We start from the raw sequence: 17,956 nt of genomic DNA, 5'->3' as shown, positions 1-17,956 counted from the left end.
ACGTATAAATATACTAAATGAAAGTAAAAAAGATTTGTTTAGTTTGTTAAATTATAACTTAACACAACTGGTATAGCAATATTTATAATCGCTAAAAATGCTTCGTTATATATATTTATTCATAAATAATCGTAATTACCTTTGTATGTAATTTGCATTTTTATTAAAAGTTCTATAGTGTCTTCAATGTGATTTAAATCATCGTGTTCATTAAAAGTGATTATATTGACGATGTACATTAATCGACAACGAGGAGTGTTCAGAAGTGAAGAAACATAAAGTAATGGACTGGTGGACATTTTACGGGACTGTAGCTGTATTGCTTATCGCAGTTATACCAATGATGGTTTTCCCGAAAGCTAGTCAAGAAGTGATAACAAGTATTAATGATATGATATCCAATACATTAGGTCCTTGGTATTTAACACTTGGTCTAATTGTTTTTGCGTTTGTATTATACATAGCGTTTGGTAAATATGGGAATGTAACTTTAGGTAAAGCAAGTGACAAACCTGAGTTCAATAATTTTAGTTGGATTTCTATGCTATTTTGCGCAGGTATAGGTTCAGATATACTTTACTGGGGTGTAATTGAATGGGCATATTACTATCAAGTACCGCCATATGGTGCAAGTGGTATGACTGACGAAGCACTCCAATATGCAACGATGTATGGCATGTTCCACTGGGGTCCAATTGCTTGGGCTATATATGTGTTACCAGCATTGCCTATTGGTTATTTAGTATTTGTTAAGAAAAAACCAATTTATAAAATTAGTCAGGCGTGTAGACCAATATTAAAGGGACAAACAGACAAATTACCAGGTAAAATTGTCGATATTTTATTTATTTTTGGTTTGCTCGGTGGTGCAGCTACATCTTTAGCACTTGGTGTACCATTAATTTCAGCAGGTATAGAAAGGTTAACCGGACTAGATGGTGAAAATATGGTCATGAGAAGTGTAATCTTACTGATCATCACAGTTATATTTGCATTTAGTTCGTATACTGGCCTTAAAAAAGGCATACAAAAATTAAGTGATATTAATGTTTGGTTAACTTTCTTAATTTTAGGTATTGTACTTATTGTTGGTCCTACAGTATTTATAATGGAAACGACTGTTTCAGGATTTGGTAATATGCTTAAAAACTTCTTCCAAATGGCTACTTGGTTAGAACCGTTTGGTGGAATTGGGAAAAGAGAAGAGACGAACTTCCCACAAGATTGGACGATATTCTATTGGTCATGGTGGTTAGTATATGCACCATTTATAGGTCTGTTTATTGCAAGGATTTCTAAAGGACGTACTTTGAAAGAAGTTGTCTTAGGGACAATTATATATGGAACATTAGGTTGTGTATTGTTCTTCGGTATTTTTGGGAACTATGCAGTATTTCTACAAATTTCTGGCCAGTTTGATGTCATTCAATTCTTGAATCAGCATAGTGCAGAAGCCACTATTATAGAAGTAATGCATCAATTACCGTTTCCAAAAGCGATGATTGTTTTATTCTTAATATCAGCATTCTTATATTTAGCTACTACATTTGATTCAGGCTCTTATATATTAGCAGCAGCAACTCAAAAGAAAGTGATAGATGAACCATTAAAAGCAAATCGTTTATTCTGGGCTTTCGCTTTATGTTTATTACCATTCTCCCTAATGTTGGTAGGTGGAGAACGAGCATTGGATGTATTGAAGACAGCTTCAATTTTAGCCAGTGTTCCCTTAACCATAATATTTGTTATGATGATGATTTCATTTATACGAACATTAAATGGTGATCGGATTAAATTAGAGGAACGTGCAGATAAACTAAAAGCAGTAGAAAGACGTTCATTAAGGATTGTTCAAGTAAGTGAGAAAAAAGAAGACGATAATTTATAGATTGAAAAAAATTCGTAATTCAGATGAATTACGAACTTTTTTTATTTGTAAAATTAACTGAAAATTAAAAAAGAAAAGTTGACATCATATTTTGTATCGGGTATGCTAATGAGCATAATTTATTATTTCATAGTAATCCTATCTGCTTAAAATATTTTATCGTTTTTAGGTGGTTTTTAGATAGAAAAGCTTTAGAAATAAACATAAGGAGGACGTTGTATATCATGACAGAAGTGTTGACTTATGAACGTTTTGACACAGATCCTTTTAAAGACATTAATATTGATGATGAAACTAAAGGTGCTTATCAAATCATAAAATGGGCCTATGAACATTATGGAGATTCTATAGTATATTCATGTAGTTTTGGTGCAGAAGGTATGATTTTGATAGATTTAATTTCAAAAGTTAAAAAAGATGCGAAAATCGTATTTTTAGATACGGATTTACATTTTCAAGAAACATATGACTTAATTGATCGTGTTAAAGAAAGATATCCTTCGTTGAATATCGAATTAAAAAAACCAGATCTAACATTAGAACAGCAAGCTGATCAATATGAACCAGCTTTGTGGACTAGTGATCCAAATCAATGTTGTTATATAAGAAAAATTAAACCTTTAGAAGAAGTACTTTCTGGTGCGACAGCTTGGGTTTCAGGATTGAGAAGAGAACAATCACCTAGTAGACAAAACACTGACTTTATTAATAAAGATGAAAGATTTAAATCTATTAAAGTTTGTCCTTTAATTTATTGGACATGGGATGATGTTTGGGCGTATATGGAACGCCATGATTTAACTTATAACGAATTGCATGATTTCAATTATCCAAGTATCGGATGTATACCTTGTACATCACAAGTTTCGTCTTCAGGGGATTCACGTGAAGGAAGATGGAATAATTTTAATAAAACTGAATGTGGTTTGCATACAGCAAATAGTAAGCCTAAATAAAGTATCTCATTAAAAGATTTTTTATAGTCTTTTTTTAAGTATAAAACATACTATTCCTATATGAATAGTAAAAATGAAAATAAAAATTGGACAGGATGAGGTGACATTTTTGGAATTAACAGTAACAAATAGCCCATTTAATCAAGAACAGTCAGAAAAGCTAAATCAAGTACTTTCAACACTTACTAAGGAGCAAAAGATTTGGTTTAGTGGTTACTTATCAGCGGCAGCTGCCCAAAGTAATGAACCAAGTGCATCAATAGTTGAAACAGCAGCACCAGTTAGTAATGAACCAAAACCAAAAACACGAGAAATCACAATATTGTTTGGTTCTGAAACAGGAAATGCTCAAGGATTAGCAGAAACATTAGAAAGTAAATTAAAAGAAAAAGATTTCAAAGTTAATCTTGCATGTATGGAAGATTTTAAACCGAAAGATTTAAAGAAAGTCGAAGATTTATTTATTATTACTGCAACTCATGGTGAAGGTGATCCACCAGATAATGCGATCACTTTCCATGAGTTTATACATAGTCGTAAGGCGCCTAAGTTAAATGACTTAAGGTATTCTGTCTTAGCTTTAGGAGATGAGTCTTATGAATTCTTCTGTCAAACTGGTAAAGATTTTGATAATAGACTAGAAGAACTTGGTGCAGAGAGATTACATTCAAGAGTCGATTGTGACTTAGACTTTGATGAACCAGCAGAAAAATGGATGGAAGGTATCTTAAATTCTATAGGTCATGTATCAGGTCATGAATCAACTGAACCAGTTAAAGTTGACCCTGAAGATATATCTGCTACTCAAACGTATTCAAGATCTAATCCATATGAAGCTGAAATACTTGAGAACATCAATTTAAATGGTAGAGGTTCAAATAAGGAAGTGAGACATATCGAACTATCTTTAGAAGGTTTCACCGACTCCTTTGAACCAGGAGATTGCATTGGTATATTCCCTAAAAATGACCCTGAAGTAGTATCAGACTTAATTGAAACACTCGTTTGGAATCCAGATGAGAGTGTTCCTATAAATGATGCGGGTGATACATTAACGCTCCGTGATGCACTGACAAATCATTTTGAAATTACGAAACTTACAAAACCAATTGTTACAAAAGCAGCTAATATTTTTGGGAACGACGTGTTATCTGAAAAAGTAAAAAAAGACCGTTGGATATACGGTTATGTTGAAGGTCGCGATTTAATCGATTTAATTAATGACTTTCCACCAGAAGACTTACAACCAGATGCACTACATCAGATTTTACGAAAATTACCTGCTAGAGAATATTCAATTGCTAGTAGTTATCAAGCTACACCAGAAGAAGTACATCTTACAATTGGTGCCGTTCGATATCATGCAAATGAACGAGATAGAAACGGTGTTTGCTCAGTACAATTCGCTGAACGATTAGAACCTGGCGATACTGTACCAATTTATTTGAAAAAGAATCCAAACTTCAAGTTTCCTAAAACGAATGAAACACCTGTTATCATGATTGGTCCTGGTACAGGCGTAGCACCATTTAGATCTTATATTCAAGAAAAAGAAGAATTAGAACTTAATAATAAAGCATGGTTATTCTTTGGAGAACAACATTTTACAACAGACTTTTTATATCAAACAGAATGGCAAGGTTGGTTAAAAGATGGCGTGCTTGATAAATTGAGCGTGGCATTCTCTAGAGATTCTGAAGAGAAAGTGTATGTACAACATCGAATTGAAGAAAATAGTAAAGAATTTTATCAATGGATTCAAGAAGGCGCTGCTTTATATGTTTGTGGAGATGAAAAGTGCATGGCCAAAGATGTACATCAATCCATTTTGAATGTGATTCAAAAAGAAGGACATTATAACGAAGAAGAAGCAGAAGACTTTTTAACTCAAATGAAAAAAGACAGAAGATATCAAAGAGATATTTATTAAGAGGGGGGCATTATTGTGAGCACTCAAACTAATTTATCCGAAAAATTAGATGAAATGGAACACATTAAAAATAGAAGTAATTATTTAAGAGGAACAATTAAAGAAGGTTTATCTGATGAAATAACAGGAGCAATAGCAGAAGACGATACAAAATTGCTGAAATTCCACGGAAGTTATATGCAAGATGATAGAGATATCCGTGACGAGCGTCGTAAACAAAAGCTAGAACCTGCTTATAGTTTCATGATTAGAGTTAGAGTTCCAGGTGGTACAGCAACAGCTGATCAATGGCTTGCAATGGATGATATTTCTACAGAATATGCAAATGACACAATCAAATTAACAACGAGACAAGCATTTCAATTTCACGGAATTTTAAAAAGAAATTTAAAAAGCTCTATGCAAAGTATTCATCACGCAGTTATGGATTCTTTAGCTGCATGTGGTGACGTAAACAGAAATGTTATGTGTAACCCAAATCCATATCAATCAGGTGTACATAAAGAAGTGGATAAACTTGCAACAGATATTAGTGATCATTTATCACCACAAACCGGAGCGTATCATGAAATTTGGTTAGATGATGAGAAAATAGTTGATACTAAAGAAGAAGTAGAACCGATGTATGGTAAGACTTATTTGCCTAGAAAATTTAAAATCGGTATCGCTGTTCCACCTTCAAATGATATAGATGTTTATTCACAAGATATTGGACTCATTTCAATAATTGAAGATGACCAATTAGTTGGATTTAATGTCACTGTTGGCGGTGGAATGGGTATGAAACACGGTAATACGAAGACATACCCTCAAGTAGGTAGATTGCTTGGTTACTTCCCTAAAGAAGAAGCGATAGATGTTTGTGAGAAACTATTAACAATACAAAGAGACCACGGTAATAGAGAAGATAGAACAAATGCACGATTTAAATATACAGTTGACCGACTAGGTGTAGATTGGATTCGTGAAGAATTAAATACAAGATTAGGTTGGGAAATTGAAGAACCAAGACCATTCGATTTTAAACATAATGGAGATCGTTACGGGTGGACTGAAGGTAGTGGCAAATGGCATTTTACATTATTTATTCAAAATGGCCGTGTGAAAGATACACAAGACTACAAGTTAAAAACAGCTTTAAGAGAAATTGCTGAAATCCATACAGGAGATTTCCGTTTAACTCCGAACCAAAACTTAATTATTGCTAATGTAGCCAAAAGTAAAAAGGCTCAAATTCAAAAAATTATAGATAAATATGGTATTACAGATGGAGAAAATTATACAGGGCTTAGAAGAAATTCAATGGCATGTGTAGCCTTTCCAACTTGTGGTTTAGCAATGGCTGAATCAGAACGTTATTTACCTACACTTATTAATAAAATTGAAGGTCTTTTAGATGAAGCGGGTTTAAATGAAGAAGAAATTACAATTCGTATGACAGGTTGTCCTAACGGTTGTGCAAGACCAGCTCTAGCTGAAATTGCATTTATCGGTAAAGCACCAGGTAAATACAACATGTATCTTGGTGGTGGATTCTCTGGAGACCGTCTAAATAAACTATATAAAGAAAATATAGGTGAAGATGAAATTTTAGAAAGTTTAAGACCAATTATTATTCAATATGGTAAAGAAAAAAATGATGGTGAACACTTTGGAGACTTTGTTATCCGTAAAGGCATTATAAAAGAAGTGCACTCAGGACAAGACTTTCATAGTTAAACAGAAAAGGGGTGGAAGCATGGGCAAAGTATTCTTAGTTGGTGCTGGACCAGGTGATCCAGATCTAATAACAGTTAAAGGTATTAAAGCAATTAAACAGTCCAATGTCATTCTATATGATCGACTTGTTAATAAAGCGTTACTTGAATATGCAACTGAAGATACAAAAATGATTTATTGTGGAAAAAGCCCTAAAAATCACTCATTAACGCAAGACGAAATTAATGAATTACTTGTGAAGTTATCTTTAGAAGGTCATACCGTAACACGATTAAAAGGTGGAGATCCATTTATATTTGGTCGTGGCGGTGAAGAAGCGGAAACATTAAAAAATTATGATATTCAATTTGAAGTAGTTCCTGGTATTACAGCTGGTGTTGCAGCACCAGCTTATGCCGGAATCCCTGTTACACATAGAGATTACAGCTCGTCGGTTGCTTTTATAACAGGCGTGATGAAGGATTCTATAGATGAAGACGAATATTGGAAACATTTAGCTTTAGGACCAGAAACACTTTGTATTTATATGGGCGTCAAAAAGCTACCAGAAATTAAAAGATTGTTAGTTAAACATGGTAGAAGTTCTGATACACCTGTTGCATTAATACATTGTGGCACATCAAATCATCAATTAACTGTAACTGGTACTTTGGATGATATTGTCACTAAATCAAAACATGTTAAAAATCCTGCAATGATTGTCATTGGAGAAGTCGTCAAACTAAGAGAAAAAATGAGTTGGTTTGAAGAAGTAGCGAACGAACAACAGGTTCCACAACTCATTTATTAATACTGGAGGGATACAATGATAGGCGTATTATATGTCAGTCATGGTAGCAGAATTAAAGAAGCAACAGAAGAAGCTATTACTTTTATAGACTCAGTTAAAAAGAAAATAGATATTCCTCTACAGGAGATTTGCTTCTTAGAGTTAGCACAACCAGATATTCAACAAGGTGTAAAAAAATTAATAGACAATGGTGCTACTGAAATTTCTGTTATACCCGTATTATTGCTCAGTGCAGGTCATTACTTTAAAGATATACCGAATGAAATTGATGAAATAAAGAAAAAACATCCTGAAGTTACATTTACTTATGGAAAGCCTTTAGGTGTTCAACCAAGATTATCAGCTATTCTGAATGAACGCATTCAAGAAACGAATATTTCAATCAAAAAAGACGCAAAACTACTTGTTGTAGGGAGAGGAAGTTATAACCCTCAAACTAAAATAGATATAACGGCTATTGGCAAAGCATTATATGAAACGACAGAATTTGAAAATGTAGAAGTTTGTTACTTAGCTGCGTGTGAGCCATCATTTGAAGATGCGTTACAAGTAGCATTACAAGCTGAACATTCACAAATATTCATAGCACCATATCTTTGGTTCACAGGCGTGTTAGAGCGTCACATAGAGAAAACAGCTAAAGAACATAATATGAACAGTGACATTATCGTTTGTAAACACTTAGGTCATCATCCTTCTATACAAGAAGCATTGAAAGACCGTGTTCTTGAAACGCTTACTACTGAAAAAGTTTGAATATATGAATAAAGGGTGATTTCTATTGGCATATGTTCCGCTCAATATTGATTTTACAGATAAGCAAGTCAAAGTTATCGGCGGTGGAAAAATAGCAGAACGAAGAGTGAAAGCCATACTTGAAAGCGATGCTGTGATTCACGTTATTAGCCCAGAACTCACAGAAGACTTATTTCAACTTTATCTTGATGAAAAAATAATATGGAAGAAAAAGATATTCGAATCATCAGATCTGGAAGATGCCGACTTTATTATATCTGCTACAAATCAACAAGAGGTAAACGATGTTATTAAAAAGTCAGCCCCGAAACATAGTCTTATAAATATGGTCAGTGATGCACAAGTCGGAAATGTTATATTTCCTGGGACATTAAAACGAGGGAAATTACAAATAAGCGTGACATCAACTGGTGCGAGTCCAAAGTTAGTAAGTAATATTTTGGATGATTTAGAGAAGCAATATCCTGTTGATTATGAAGAATACGTAGAATTTTTATTTGAAAGTCGCATAATTATTAAATCATTAAACCTAGAAAAAACAGAAAAAAACCAATTGTTAGAATCTATATTATCTGATCAATATTTTGATAAAGATGAACAAAACAAATTAATAAATTGGTTAAGACGACAACCTAAAAAGAGAACAAGAGAGGAGTAGTATATGCGAAAACTAACAATATTTGCGATTGTAGGATTTTTAGCTCAATTAATTGATGGTTCTCTCGGGATGGGATTTGGTGCAACTTCTTCTTCATTATTATTAACATTTGGTGTTGCTCCAGCAATCGCATCAGCAACGATTCATTTTTCTGAAGTTGCAACAACAGCAGCATCTGGTATTTCTCATTTGAAATTTAAAAATGTAGATAAAAGCATTATTTTAAAGCTGGCGTTACCTGGTGCCATCACAGGTTTTATTGGTGCAGGTGTACTCAGCAATCTACATAGTGATTTTATAAAACCTTTTATAGCAATATTTTTATTATCTATGGGAGTCTACATTATTTATCAGTTTGTTTTTAAAAAACAACAAAATAATAAACTGAATGGTGGAAAGTTATCAGGATTTATACTTGTTCCTCAAGGTGCTGTAGCAGGATTTTTAGATGCAATTGGTGGAGGAGGCTGGGGACCAGTCAATACACCATTACTGTTATCTAGAAATCAAATAGAACCGAGATATGTTATAGGTACAGTTTCAGCGAGTGAATTTTTTGTAACAATTTCTACATCATTAGGATTTATCATTTTCCTTGGATGGAGTCAAATTAGCATATTATTGGTTGTGGCATTAGCATTTGGTGGCGTAGTTGCAGCACCATTTTCAGCTTGGTTAGTAAAGACTTTGCCAGTATATGTTCTAGCAGTACTTGTAGGCGGACTTATTATTTTTACAAATAGCAGTGTGTTATTAGGCAGTTTTGTAAGTAATGAAACAACAGTCTATATAGTTAAGATAGGAATTGTCGTTGCATGGTTAGGTCTCGTATTATTTACGCTTTACCAACATAATAAATTTCCTTTCAACATTCAAAATCAAAAATCAAAAGAAGTAGATCAAATAAATTAATAGGAGTGAATCAGAATGGTATCAGCAACTCAACAAATTAGCGAAACAATTAAGCCTCATGGTGGTGAATTGATCAACCGTCAAGTTACATGTGAAGAAAGAGAACAATTAATTGAAGCAGCAGAGTCATTCTCTAAGTTAACTTTAAATCCTTGGAGTTTATCAGATTTAGAACTGATTGCAATAGGTGGATTCAGTCCATTAACAGGCTTTTTAGGTGAAAAAGATTACGTAAGTGTAGTGGAAAATGTACGTCTAGAAAATGGGCTAGTTTGGAGCATTCCGATTACATTGCCTGTAACAGAAGAAGAAGCAAATAACTTTGAAATAGGTTCTAACATCGCGTTATATGGTGAAGATAATCATCTTTATGGTGTGTTAAAGCTTGAAGAGAAATATACGTACGATAAAGAAAAAGAAGCTCAAAATGTATATGGCACAACAGATGTAGATCATCCAGGTGTTAAGCTTGTATATGAAAAAGGGAATGTATATCTTGGAGGACCTATTCAATTAGTAGATCGTCCTAAACACGATGAATTTAGTGATTTCCATTTAGACCCAAGTGAAACAAGAGCATTATTTAAAGATTTAGGATGGAAAACAGTTGTTGGATTCCAAACAAGAAACCCTGTTCATCGTGCACATGAATATATTCAAAAAATAGCACTTGAATCAGTAGACGGATTATTATTAAATCCACTCGTTGGTGAAACAAAATCTGACGATATTTCAGCAGAAATTAGAATGGAAAGTTATCAAGTCATTTTGAAACATTATTACCCTGAAGAAAGAACAAGACTTGTTATATATCCAGCAGCTATGAGATATGCGGGACCACGTGAAGCAATTTTGCATGCATTAGTACGTAAAAACTATGGCTGTACACACTTTATTGTCGGTCGTGATCACGCTGGAGTAGGCGATTATTATGGAACTTATGATGCACAAGAATTAATCTCACAATATGAAGATGAAATTGGCATTCAAATCTTTAAGTTTGAACATGCATTTTTCTGTACTGTTTGTGACAATATGACAACAGCTAAAACTTGTCCACATGATAAATCAAATCATGTCCACTTAAGCGGAACAAAAGTAAGAGAGAAATTGCGTAATGGAGAACAATTACCGAAAGAATTTTCAAGACCAGAAGTAGCAGATGTATTAATTAAAGGCTTGAAACAAAACTAATTTCTTGAGGAGTGAAACAATGAGCGCGTCAACAAATATTACATGGCATGATTCAGAAGTAACAAAAGAACAACGACAAGAAAGAAATGGTCATAAAAGTGTCGTTATTTGGTTTACAGGTTTATCAGGATCAGGTAAATCAACAATTTCAGTAGCATTAGAAAAAGCATTGTTTGAACAAAAAATAACATCATATCGTTTAGATGGAGATAATATACGTCACGGATTAAATCAAAATCTTGGATTCAGTCCAGAAGATAGAAAAGAAAATATTCGTCGTATAGGAGAAGTAGGTAAACTTATGGTAGATGCGGGTGTTGCAACAATGACAGCATTCATCTCACCATATAAAGAAGATCGAGACATCGTAAGAAACATTCTAGAAGACGGAGAGTTTATTGAAGTGTTCACAAAATGTAGCTTAGATGAATGTGAGTCAAGAGACCCTAAAGGTTTATATAAAAAAGCAAGAAGTGGTGAAATTAAAGAATTTACAGGCATTAATGCACCATATGAAGAACCATCTAATCCGGAAATTGTAATCGATACAGAACACGAAAGTATTGAAGAGTCAGTAAATAAAATCGTGTCATACTTAAAAGAAAATCAATATTTATAATAGGTAATATAAAAAGCAGAGAAAATTCTTAGTATTTAAGAATTTTCTCTGCTTTTTTAGTTGAGTATAGATTTCAGATGAATCGCACGATAACTCAGAAGTCTTCGTGCGATTCGCCCGGATTACCCCAGATTATTCCAGATTTAAACAGTATCAAATTTCACTTTGGAAATAACTTCAATACTTTATTTATCTTCACGTTCTGGTATAGGGAAATATTTGTATATTTCTCCTGTTTTAATAGCGCTACTAATATTCGATAACCATTCGTAATAAACTTTGTAGTCTTCTAATTGTTTATATATGATAGTTGCTTCTTCTTTAGTATCTTCATCAACACCATCAGCTTCAATAACTTTTTTTAGTAATACTTCTGCATCTTTAACTGAATCCATATTAATAGATATTTCTCGATCCCATTTTCTTGAGAAGAAGTTATTAAAGAAAATAAAGAAGTCTTTCTCAGCTATAAAGTGTTGTTTTCTGCTACCTCTTGTAAATTGTTGTTTGACGATATCAAACTCCTGTAGTTTCTTAACACCAGCGCTCATACTCGGTTTACTCATTTGGAGTTGTTCGCGCATTTCATCAAGTGTCATACTACCTTCAAATACCATCGTGCCATATAAATTACCAACACTACGGTTAATACCATATAAATCCATCGTTTCTCCAATTCCATTTATAACGATGTCTTTAGCTTGGTCTAATTGTTTTTTGTAGTTATCTGAACGTACCACTACATACACCTCCAATAATTACTTTAATTGTACCATGAATTCTTTTAAATTGTAGTTGCTTTTCCCTTACTTGTCTATTTGTAATACCTGTATAAAGTTATGATTTTAATTTGATATTGAAGATTTGACGCCTTTTATATTTATATGCTAACATAAGTTTGTAAAGTTCGTTAAATAAAAATTTAACAAAGTTAACGGAGGTAATTTAAATGGAATATATAGATCGTTTATCAAGACGTCAATTTATTAATGGTGACTGGGTCGAAGCTTCAAACAAAGCGACTCGTGACATCGTTAATCCATATAATCAAGAAGTAGTGATTTCAGTCTCAGAAGGTACTAAAGAAGACGCTGAGCAAGCTGTATTGGCTGCAAGAAAGTCATTTGAATCAGGAGAATGGTCACACGAGACGAGCGAGAATAGAAGTCAAAAAGTTAGAGAAATAGCAGATTTAATAAAAGAACATAAAGAAGAGCTCGCGACTCTTGAAACGTTAGACACTGGTAAGACATTAGAAGAATCATTTGCAGATATGGATGATATTCATAATGTGTTTATGTATTTTGCTGGGTTAGCAGGAAATGATGGTGGAGAAATTATTGAATCACCTATTCCTAATTCAGAAAGTAAAATAGTTAAAGAACCTGTTGGTGTTGTAACTCAAATTACACCTTGGAATTATCCATTACTTCAAGCTTCATGGAAAATTGCTCCAGCTCTTGTAACGGGTTGTTCATTAGTTATGAAGCCAAGTGAAATTACACCGTTAACAACAATTCGTATATTTGAATTAATGGAACAAGTTGGTTTTCCAAATGGCGTGATTAACCTCGTACTTGGTAAAGGTTCAGAAGTTGGTGACGTATTATCATCTCATAAAGAAGTTGACCTTGTTTCATTTACTGGTGGTATTGAAACTGGTAAACACATTATGAAACGCGCAGCAGACAATGTAACGAACATTGCGCTTGAATTAGGTGGTAAAAATCCAAACATTATCTTTGATGATGCAGATTTAGAGTTAGCTGTTGATCAAGCATTAAACGGTGGATATTTCCACGCTGGTCAAGTTTGTTCAGCTGGTTCACGCATAATCGTACACAATGATATTAAAGCGCAATTTGAAGAAGCGTTAGTTGATAGAGTAAACAAAATTAAAATTGGTAATGGTTTTGATAAAGAAACTGAAATGGGTCCTCTAATTTCAGCAGAACATAGAGGAAAAGTTGAAAAATATATAGAAGTTGCTAAAGAAGAAGGGACAACAATTGCCGCTGGTGGTAAACGTCCAGAAAGAGCCGACTTACAAGATGGTTTCTTCTTTGAACCTACTGTTATTACAAACTGTGATACTTCAATGAGAATTGTTCAAGAAGAAGTGTTTGGTCCAGTTGTAACAATTGAAGGATTCTCTTCAGAACAAGAAGCAATCGAACTAGCTAATGATTCAATTTATGGATTAGCTGGAGGCGTATTTACTCAAGATATAGGCAAAGCAAATAGAATCGCTAACAAATTGAAAATGGGTACGGTTTGGATTAATGATTTCCATCCTTATTTTGCACAAGCACCATGGGGTGGATATAAACAATCTGGTATCGGTAGAGAGTTAGGTAAAGAAGGATTAGAAGAATATATTATTTCTAAACACATTTATACAAATATACAACCTGAACCAGTGAATTGGTTTAGCAAATAAAAACAACAATGATTATTGAAAATATAGGAGGATATTAAAGCATGGAGAAGTCTTATGATTATATAATTATCGGTGGCGGAAGTGCCGGTTCAGTATTAGGAAGTCGTTTAAGTGAAGATAAAGATAAAACAGTATTAGTATTAGAAGCTGGTAGAAGTGACTATGCTTGGGATTTGTTAATTCAAATGCCAGCAGCTCTTATGTATCCATCAGGTAATCGTTTCTATGACTGGAAATATGAAACAGATGGAGAACCTCATATGGGTGGTAGAAAAGTTGCACATACAAGAGGTAAAGTATTAGGTGGATCTAGTTCGATCAACGGAATGATTTATCAACGTGGTAACCCTATGGACTATGAAGGATGGGGAGAACCAGAAGGCATGGAAAGTTGGAAATTCGCTAATTGTTTACCATACTTCAAAAGATTAGAAAAAGCATATGGTGCAGATAAATCAGATCAATACCGTGGTCATAATGGTCCAATTAAATTAAGAAGAGGCCCAGCAACAAATCCATTGTTCCAAGCATTTTTTGAAGCGGGTGTAGAAGCAGGATTTAATAAAACACCTGATGTGAATGGATTTAGACAAGAAGGATTTGGACCATTTGATAGTCAAATTCATAACGGTAGAAGAATTTCAGCTTCACTTGCTTATTTAAGACCAGCTATGAAACGTAAAAATTTAACAGTACAAACAAGAGCTTTTGTAACAGAAATTAATTACGAAGGTAGAAGAGCGACAGGCGTTACGTTTAAGAAAAATGGTAAGAAACATACTGTAGGAGCTGGAGAAGTTATTTTATCAGGTGGGGCATTCAATACACCACAACTACTACAACTTTCTGGCATCGGTGATTCAGAACATTTAAACTCACTAGGCATCGAAACGCGCGTACATTTACCAGGTGTAGGTGAAAACTTTGAAGACCATTTAGAAGTTTATGTTCAACATGCATCTTCTGTACCAGTTTCACAACAACCAAGTTTAAATAAATTTAAAATGCCTTTCATTGGTTTACAATGGATATTTGGACGTAAAGGACCAGCAGCAAGTAACCACTTTGAAGGTGGAGGATTTGTGAGATCAAACAACGAAGTAGATTATCCAAACTTAATGTTCCATTTCTTACCTCTTGCAGTACGTTATGACGGACAAAAAGCAGATACAAAACATGGTTTCCAAGTACATATTGGACCTATGTATTCTAACTCAAGAGGTAGTCTGAAGATTAAATCTAAAGACCCATTCGTAAAACCAAAATTCGTATTTAACTATTTATCAACAAAAGAAGACGAGCAAGAATGGATAGAAGCAATTAAAGTAGCAAGAAACATTCTAGCTCAACCGGCATTAGCACGATTTAATGACGGAGAAATATCACCAGGACCATCAGTACAAACAGACGAAGAAATTTTAGAATGGGTTAAGAAAGATGCAGAAACAGCATTACACCCATCATGTAGTGCTAAAATGGGACCAGCATCAGACCCAATGGCTGTTGTAGACCCATTAACAATGAAAGTACACGGTATGGAAAATCTACGAGTAGTAGACGCATCAGCAATGCCACGTACAACAAATGGTAATATCCACGCACCAGTATTGATGCTAGCAGAAAAAGCAGCAGATATTATAAGAGGAAAAAAACCATTAGAACCAGAAGAAATAGATTACTACAAACACGGCGTGCACGATAAAGACGCAGGTATAATGAAGTAGAATGAAATGATGGTTGGCTAAGACGTAATTGTCCTAGAAATTTAATAAGAGCAGAAATTCATTATTAAAATTGAATTTCTGCTCTTATTTTTTATGAAAATCATTTAAGTCCCCGGCTCTTTTCATTGAATGGTGTTAATTTTGAGTATGTCTTAGATTAATGATGGAGTTAATCAACAACTTGACCGAACTCATAGATTAACTTCCGACTTAATCTATGACTTATCTCATATTTTCAAAAAACCTTATTTATGACTTAGCTTATAATTGTTATTTATTTAAATGTCTATATAATGTCGCTCTACTAATGTTTGTCGCCTCTTTAATTTCTTCTAAAGTATACTTCTTAGAGTGATACATATCGATTGCGTTTTTTAAATTAATATCATTTCGCTTTGGTCTTCCTATAGTCTTACCTTCTGTTTTGGCTTTTGCGATACCTGACTTAGTTCTAAATTTAATCATATCGCTTTGAAACTGGTTTAGTAGATTTAAAAATTTATTAAAATTCATATGCTTATTTTGGCTAATCGTTACTTCAGCATTAATAATATAAATTTCTACATTCATTTCCTGGGCAATCGCAATTAATTCTTCTAATTGGTATGAGGTATCTGCAAGAATACACAAATCAGTTATGTATAATACATCCCCACTTTGTAATTTACTATAAAATAAAGTATTTAATTCTTTTCTTATTTCAGTTTGAGCATGAGATTCTTCAATAATTGTTAAAGAAAATTTGCTTAACTTTGAATGCTGTTCAGCAATCGTATCATGTAATTCAATGGGTCTAATATAACCGTAATTCATAAATTTCACCTCAATAGTTTCATAAATGTATACATATGAAACTTTTTTGTTTATAATAACTCTATTGAAAAAAATAGGAGTATGTATGATGTTAAAAACTTATATAGAAGAATGGTTTTCTAATCCAGGGAAAAATTTACTAGCAGGTATCGTTGTAGCACTAGCGCTTATGCCTGAAGCCATTGCATTTTCTATAATTGCAGGTGTAGATCCAATGGTAGGATTGTATGCTGCTTTTATTATTGCTACGATAACTTCAATTGTAGGTGGTAGACCTGCTATGATATCTGGAGCTGCAGGAGCTGTTGCGCTTATTGTAACACCTTTAGTAAAAGAATATGGCGTCGATTATTTATTTGCAGCAACTATACTCATGGGTATTATACAGTTAATATTAGGTATTCTCAAAATTGGTAGACTCATGAAGTTCATACCACGTTCGGTAATGATAGGGTTTGTAAATGCATTAGCAATTATGATCTTTATGTCTCAACTTGAGCATATATTCGGTATTTCAATTAGTACATATATTTATATAGGTATTACATTACTAATTGTTTATATTGTACCAAGATATTTCAAAGCAATCCCTGCACCACTAATTGCAATTGTTTTATTAACAACATTGTATATGATAACAGGTTCTGATGTAAGAACAGTTGGCGATTTAGGTACTATAACAAGAGCGTTTCCAAATTTCTTAATACCACAAGTTCCATTTAATTTAGAAACATTAACAATTATTTTGCCGTATTCTTTATCAATGGCAATTGTAGGTTTAGTAGAAAGTTTATTAACTGCTAAAATTGTTGATGAAGCAACAGATTCTCATAGTAATAAAAATAAAGAATCTAGAGGTCAAGGTATTGCCAATATTATCACAGGGCTATTTGGAGGAATGGGTGGCTGTGCTATGATTGGTCAATCCGTTATAAATGTAAAATCAGGTGCAACGAGTAGATTATCAACTTTTACTGCGGGTGTCTTTCTAATAATACTGATTTTATTATTAGGAGATGTAGTAGTACAAGTACCTATGCCAATTTTAGCAGGTATAATGGTTATGGTATCTATTAGTACATTTGATTGGAAATCATTTAAATACGTTAAGCAAGCACCTAGAACGGATACTGTAGTTATGATTCTGACCGTGATGATTGTGTTGTTTACACATAATTTGGCTATAGGCGTCATAGTCGGTGTAATATTTAGTTCTTTGTTCTTTGCTACTAAAATATCAAATGTTCATGTTCATCAGACAATAGAAAATAATTTATATAAATATGCATTCACCGGACAAATATTTTTTGTTTCAATCGATTCAATGATGAATCAGTTAGACTTCTCAATTGAAAATAGTCAAATCGAATTAGATTTTACACATGCTCATTTATGGGATGACTCAGCAGTAAATGCAATCGATTCAATGGTGAAGAAATTTGAAGATAAAAATAATACAGTATATGTTAAACAATTAAATACTGATAGCAGGAAAATTATTTCAGAATTAAGCCAACTAAATGAAAGACATTTAACATAAGAAAATAACATAAAAAC

15 protein-coding genes are annotated in these 17,956 nt (G+C 33.4%); 13 read left to right on the top strand and 2 right to left on the bottom strand.

What is annotated here, in order from left to right; translation table 11 throughout:
* The first annotated feature begins 265 nt into the window (after nucleotides 1-265).
* The 10 genes from LQ668_RS08815 to cysC all read left to right on the top strand — a co-directional run bounded on the left by LQ668_RS08815 (nucleotide 266) and on the right by cysC (nucleotide 11,422).
* A complete protein-coding gene (locus LQ668_RS08815; protein WP_208143509.1) occupies nucleotides 266-1,888 on the top strand; it encodes a BCCT family transporter in 1,623 nt (540 codons plus the stop codon).
* Between the two features lie 224 nt (nucleotides 1,889-2,112).
* Complete coding sequence (locus tag LQ668_RS08810; RefSeq protein ID WP_078357903.1) at nucleotides 2,113-2,844, top strand: phosphoadenylyl-sulfate reductase; 732 nt, start codon at nucleotides 2,113-2,115, stop codon at nucleotides 2,842-2,844.
* Nucleotides 2,845-2,953: 109 nt separating this feature from the next.
* Complete coding sequence (locus LQ668_RS08805; RefSeq protein WP_208143510.1) at nucleotides 2,954-4,774, top strand: assimilatory sulfite reductase (NADPH) flavoprotein subunit; 1,821 nt, start codon at nucleotides 2,954-2,956, stop codon at nucleotides 4,772-4,774.
* Between the two features lie 15 nt (nucleotides 4,775-4,789).
* On the top strand, nucleotides 4,790-6,493 hold the full coding sequence (locus LQ668_RS08800; RefSeq protein ID WP_404932025.1) for an NADPH-dependent assimilatory sulfite reductase hemoprotein subunit: 1,704 nt from the start codon (nucleotides 4,790-4,792) through the stop codon (nucleotides 6,491-6,493).
* A 19-nt stretch (nucleotides 6,494-6,512) separates the two neighbouring features.
* A complete protein-coding gene (cobA, locus tag LQ668_RS08795; RefSeq protein ID WP_078357900.1) occupies nucleotides 6,513-7,283 on the top strand; it encodes a uroporphyrinogen-III C-methyltransferase in 771 nt (256 codons plus the stop codon).
* A gap of 15 nt (nucleotides 7,284-7,298) precedes the next feature.
* Nucleotides 7,299-8,039 (top strand): sirohydrochlorin chelatase, encoded by a 741-nt coding sequence (locus LQ668_RS08790; protein WP_107509619.1) that lies wholly within the window; start codon nucleotides 7,299-7,301, stop codon nucleotides 8,037-8,039.
* A gap of 25 nt (nucleotides 8,040-8,064) precedes the next feature.
* Nucleotides 8,065-8,697, top strand: a complete 633-nt coding sequence (locus LQ668_RS08785; RefSeq protein WP_239734568.1) for an NAD(P)-binding protein — start codon at nucleotides 8,065-8,067, stop codon at nucleotides 8,695-8,697.
* Nucleotides 8,698-8,700: 3 nt separating this feature from the next.
* Entirely contained in the window at nucleotides 8,701-9,609 is a 909-nt protein-coding gene (locus LQ668_RS08780) for a sulfite exporter TauE/SafE family protein (protein WP_078357897.1), read from the top strand.
* Nucleotides 9,610-9,624: 15 nt separating this feature from the next.
* Complete coding sequence (sat, locus tag LQ668_RS08775) at nucleotides 9,625-10,803, top strand: sulfate adenylyltransferase (protein ID WP_239747820.1); 1,179 nt, start codon at nucleotides 9,625-9,627, stop codon at nucleotides 10,801-10,803.
* A 19-nt stretch (nucleotides 10,804-10,822) separates the two neighbouring features.
* The gene (gene cysC, locus LQ668_RS08770; protein WP_239776005.1) at nucleotides 10,823-11,422 is read left to right on the top strand and encodes an adenylyl-sulfate kinase; all 600 of its coding nucleotides are present in this window, start codon (nucleotides 10,823-10,825) and stop codon (nucleotides 11,420-11,422) included.
* A gap of 185 nt (nucleotides 11,423-11,607) precedes the next feature.
* On the opposite strand, the gene cudC is transcribed toward cysC, so the two are convergent.
* On the bottom strand, nucleotides 11,608-12,162 hold the full coding sequence (gene cudC / locus LQ668_RS08765; protein WP_078357894.1) for a choline uptake/conversion transcriptional regulator CudC: 555 nt from the start codon (nucleotides 12,160-12,162) through the stop codon (nucleotides 11,608-11,610).
* 209 nt (nucleotides 12,163-12,371) lie between these two features.
* On the opposite strand from cudC, the gene betB reads away from it, so the two are divergent.
* Nucleotides 12,372-13,862, top strand: coding sequence for a betaine-aldehyde dehydrogenase (betB, locus tag LQ668_RS08760; RefSeq protein ID WP_107509624.1), 1,491 nt, complete (start codon nucleotides 12,372-12,374; stop codon nucleotides 13,860-13,862).
* A gap of 41 nt (nucleotides 13,863-13,903) precedes the next feature.
* Nucleotides 13,904-15,586, top strand: a complete 1,683-nt coding sequence (gene betA / locus LQ668_RS08755) for a choline dehydrogenase (RefSeq protein ID WP_078357892.1) — start codon at nucleotides 13,904-13,906, stop codon at nucleotides 15,584-15,586.
* 270 nt (nucleotides 15,587-15,856) lie between these two features.
* Here the strand turns inward: betA and LQ668_RS08750 are convergent, their stop codons facing one another.
* Nucleotides 15,857-16,399 carry a recombinase family protein gene (locus tag LQ668_RS08750; RefSeq protein ID WP_107509625.1) on the bottom strand — a complete coding sequence of 181 codons (543 nt, stop codon included), beginning with the start codon at nucleotides 16,397-16,399 and terminating at the stop codon, nucleotides 15,857-15,859.
* Nucleotides 16,400-16,487: 88 nt separating this feature from the next.
* Here LQ668_RS08750 and LQ668_RS08745 point away from each other — a divergent pair, with 88 nt between their 5' ends.
* Nucleotides 16,488-17,939 carry a SulP family inorganic anion transporter gene (locus LQ668_RS08745; RefSeq protein ID WP_239776004.1) on the top strand — a complete coding sequence of 484 codons (1,452 nt, stop codon included), beginning with the start codon at nucleotides 16,488-16,490 and terminating at the stop codon, nucleotides 17,937-17,939.
* Nucleotides 17,940-17,956 lie beyond the last annotated feature (17 nt).

Origin of the sequence: Mammaliicoccus sp. K-M42 (assembly GCF_022386375.1) — a bacterium.
Lineage (GTDB): Bacteria > Bacillota > Bacilli > Staphylococcales > Staphylococcaceae > Mammaliicoccus > Mammaliicoccus fleurettii.
Note: the sequence above shows the minus strand (reverse complement) of the source record. Positions and strands in the feature narration are given on the sequence as shown.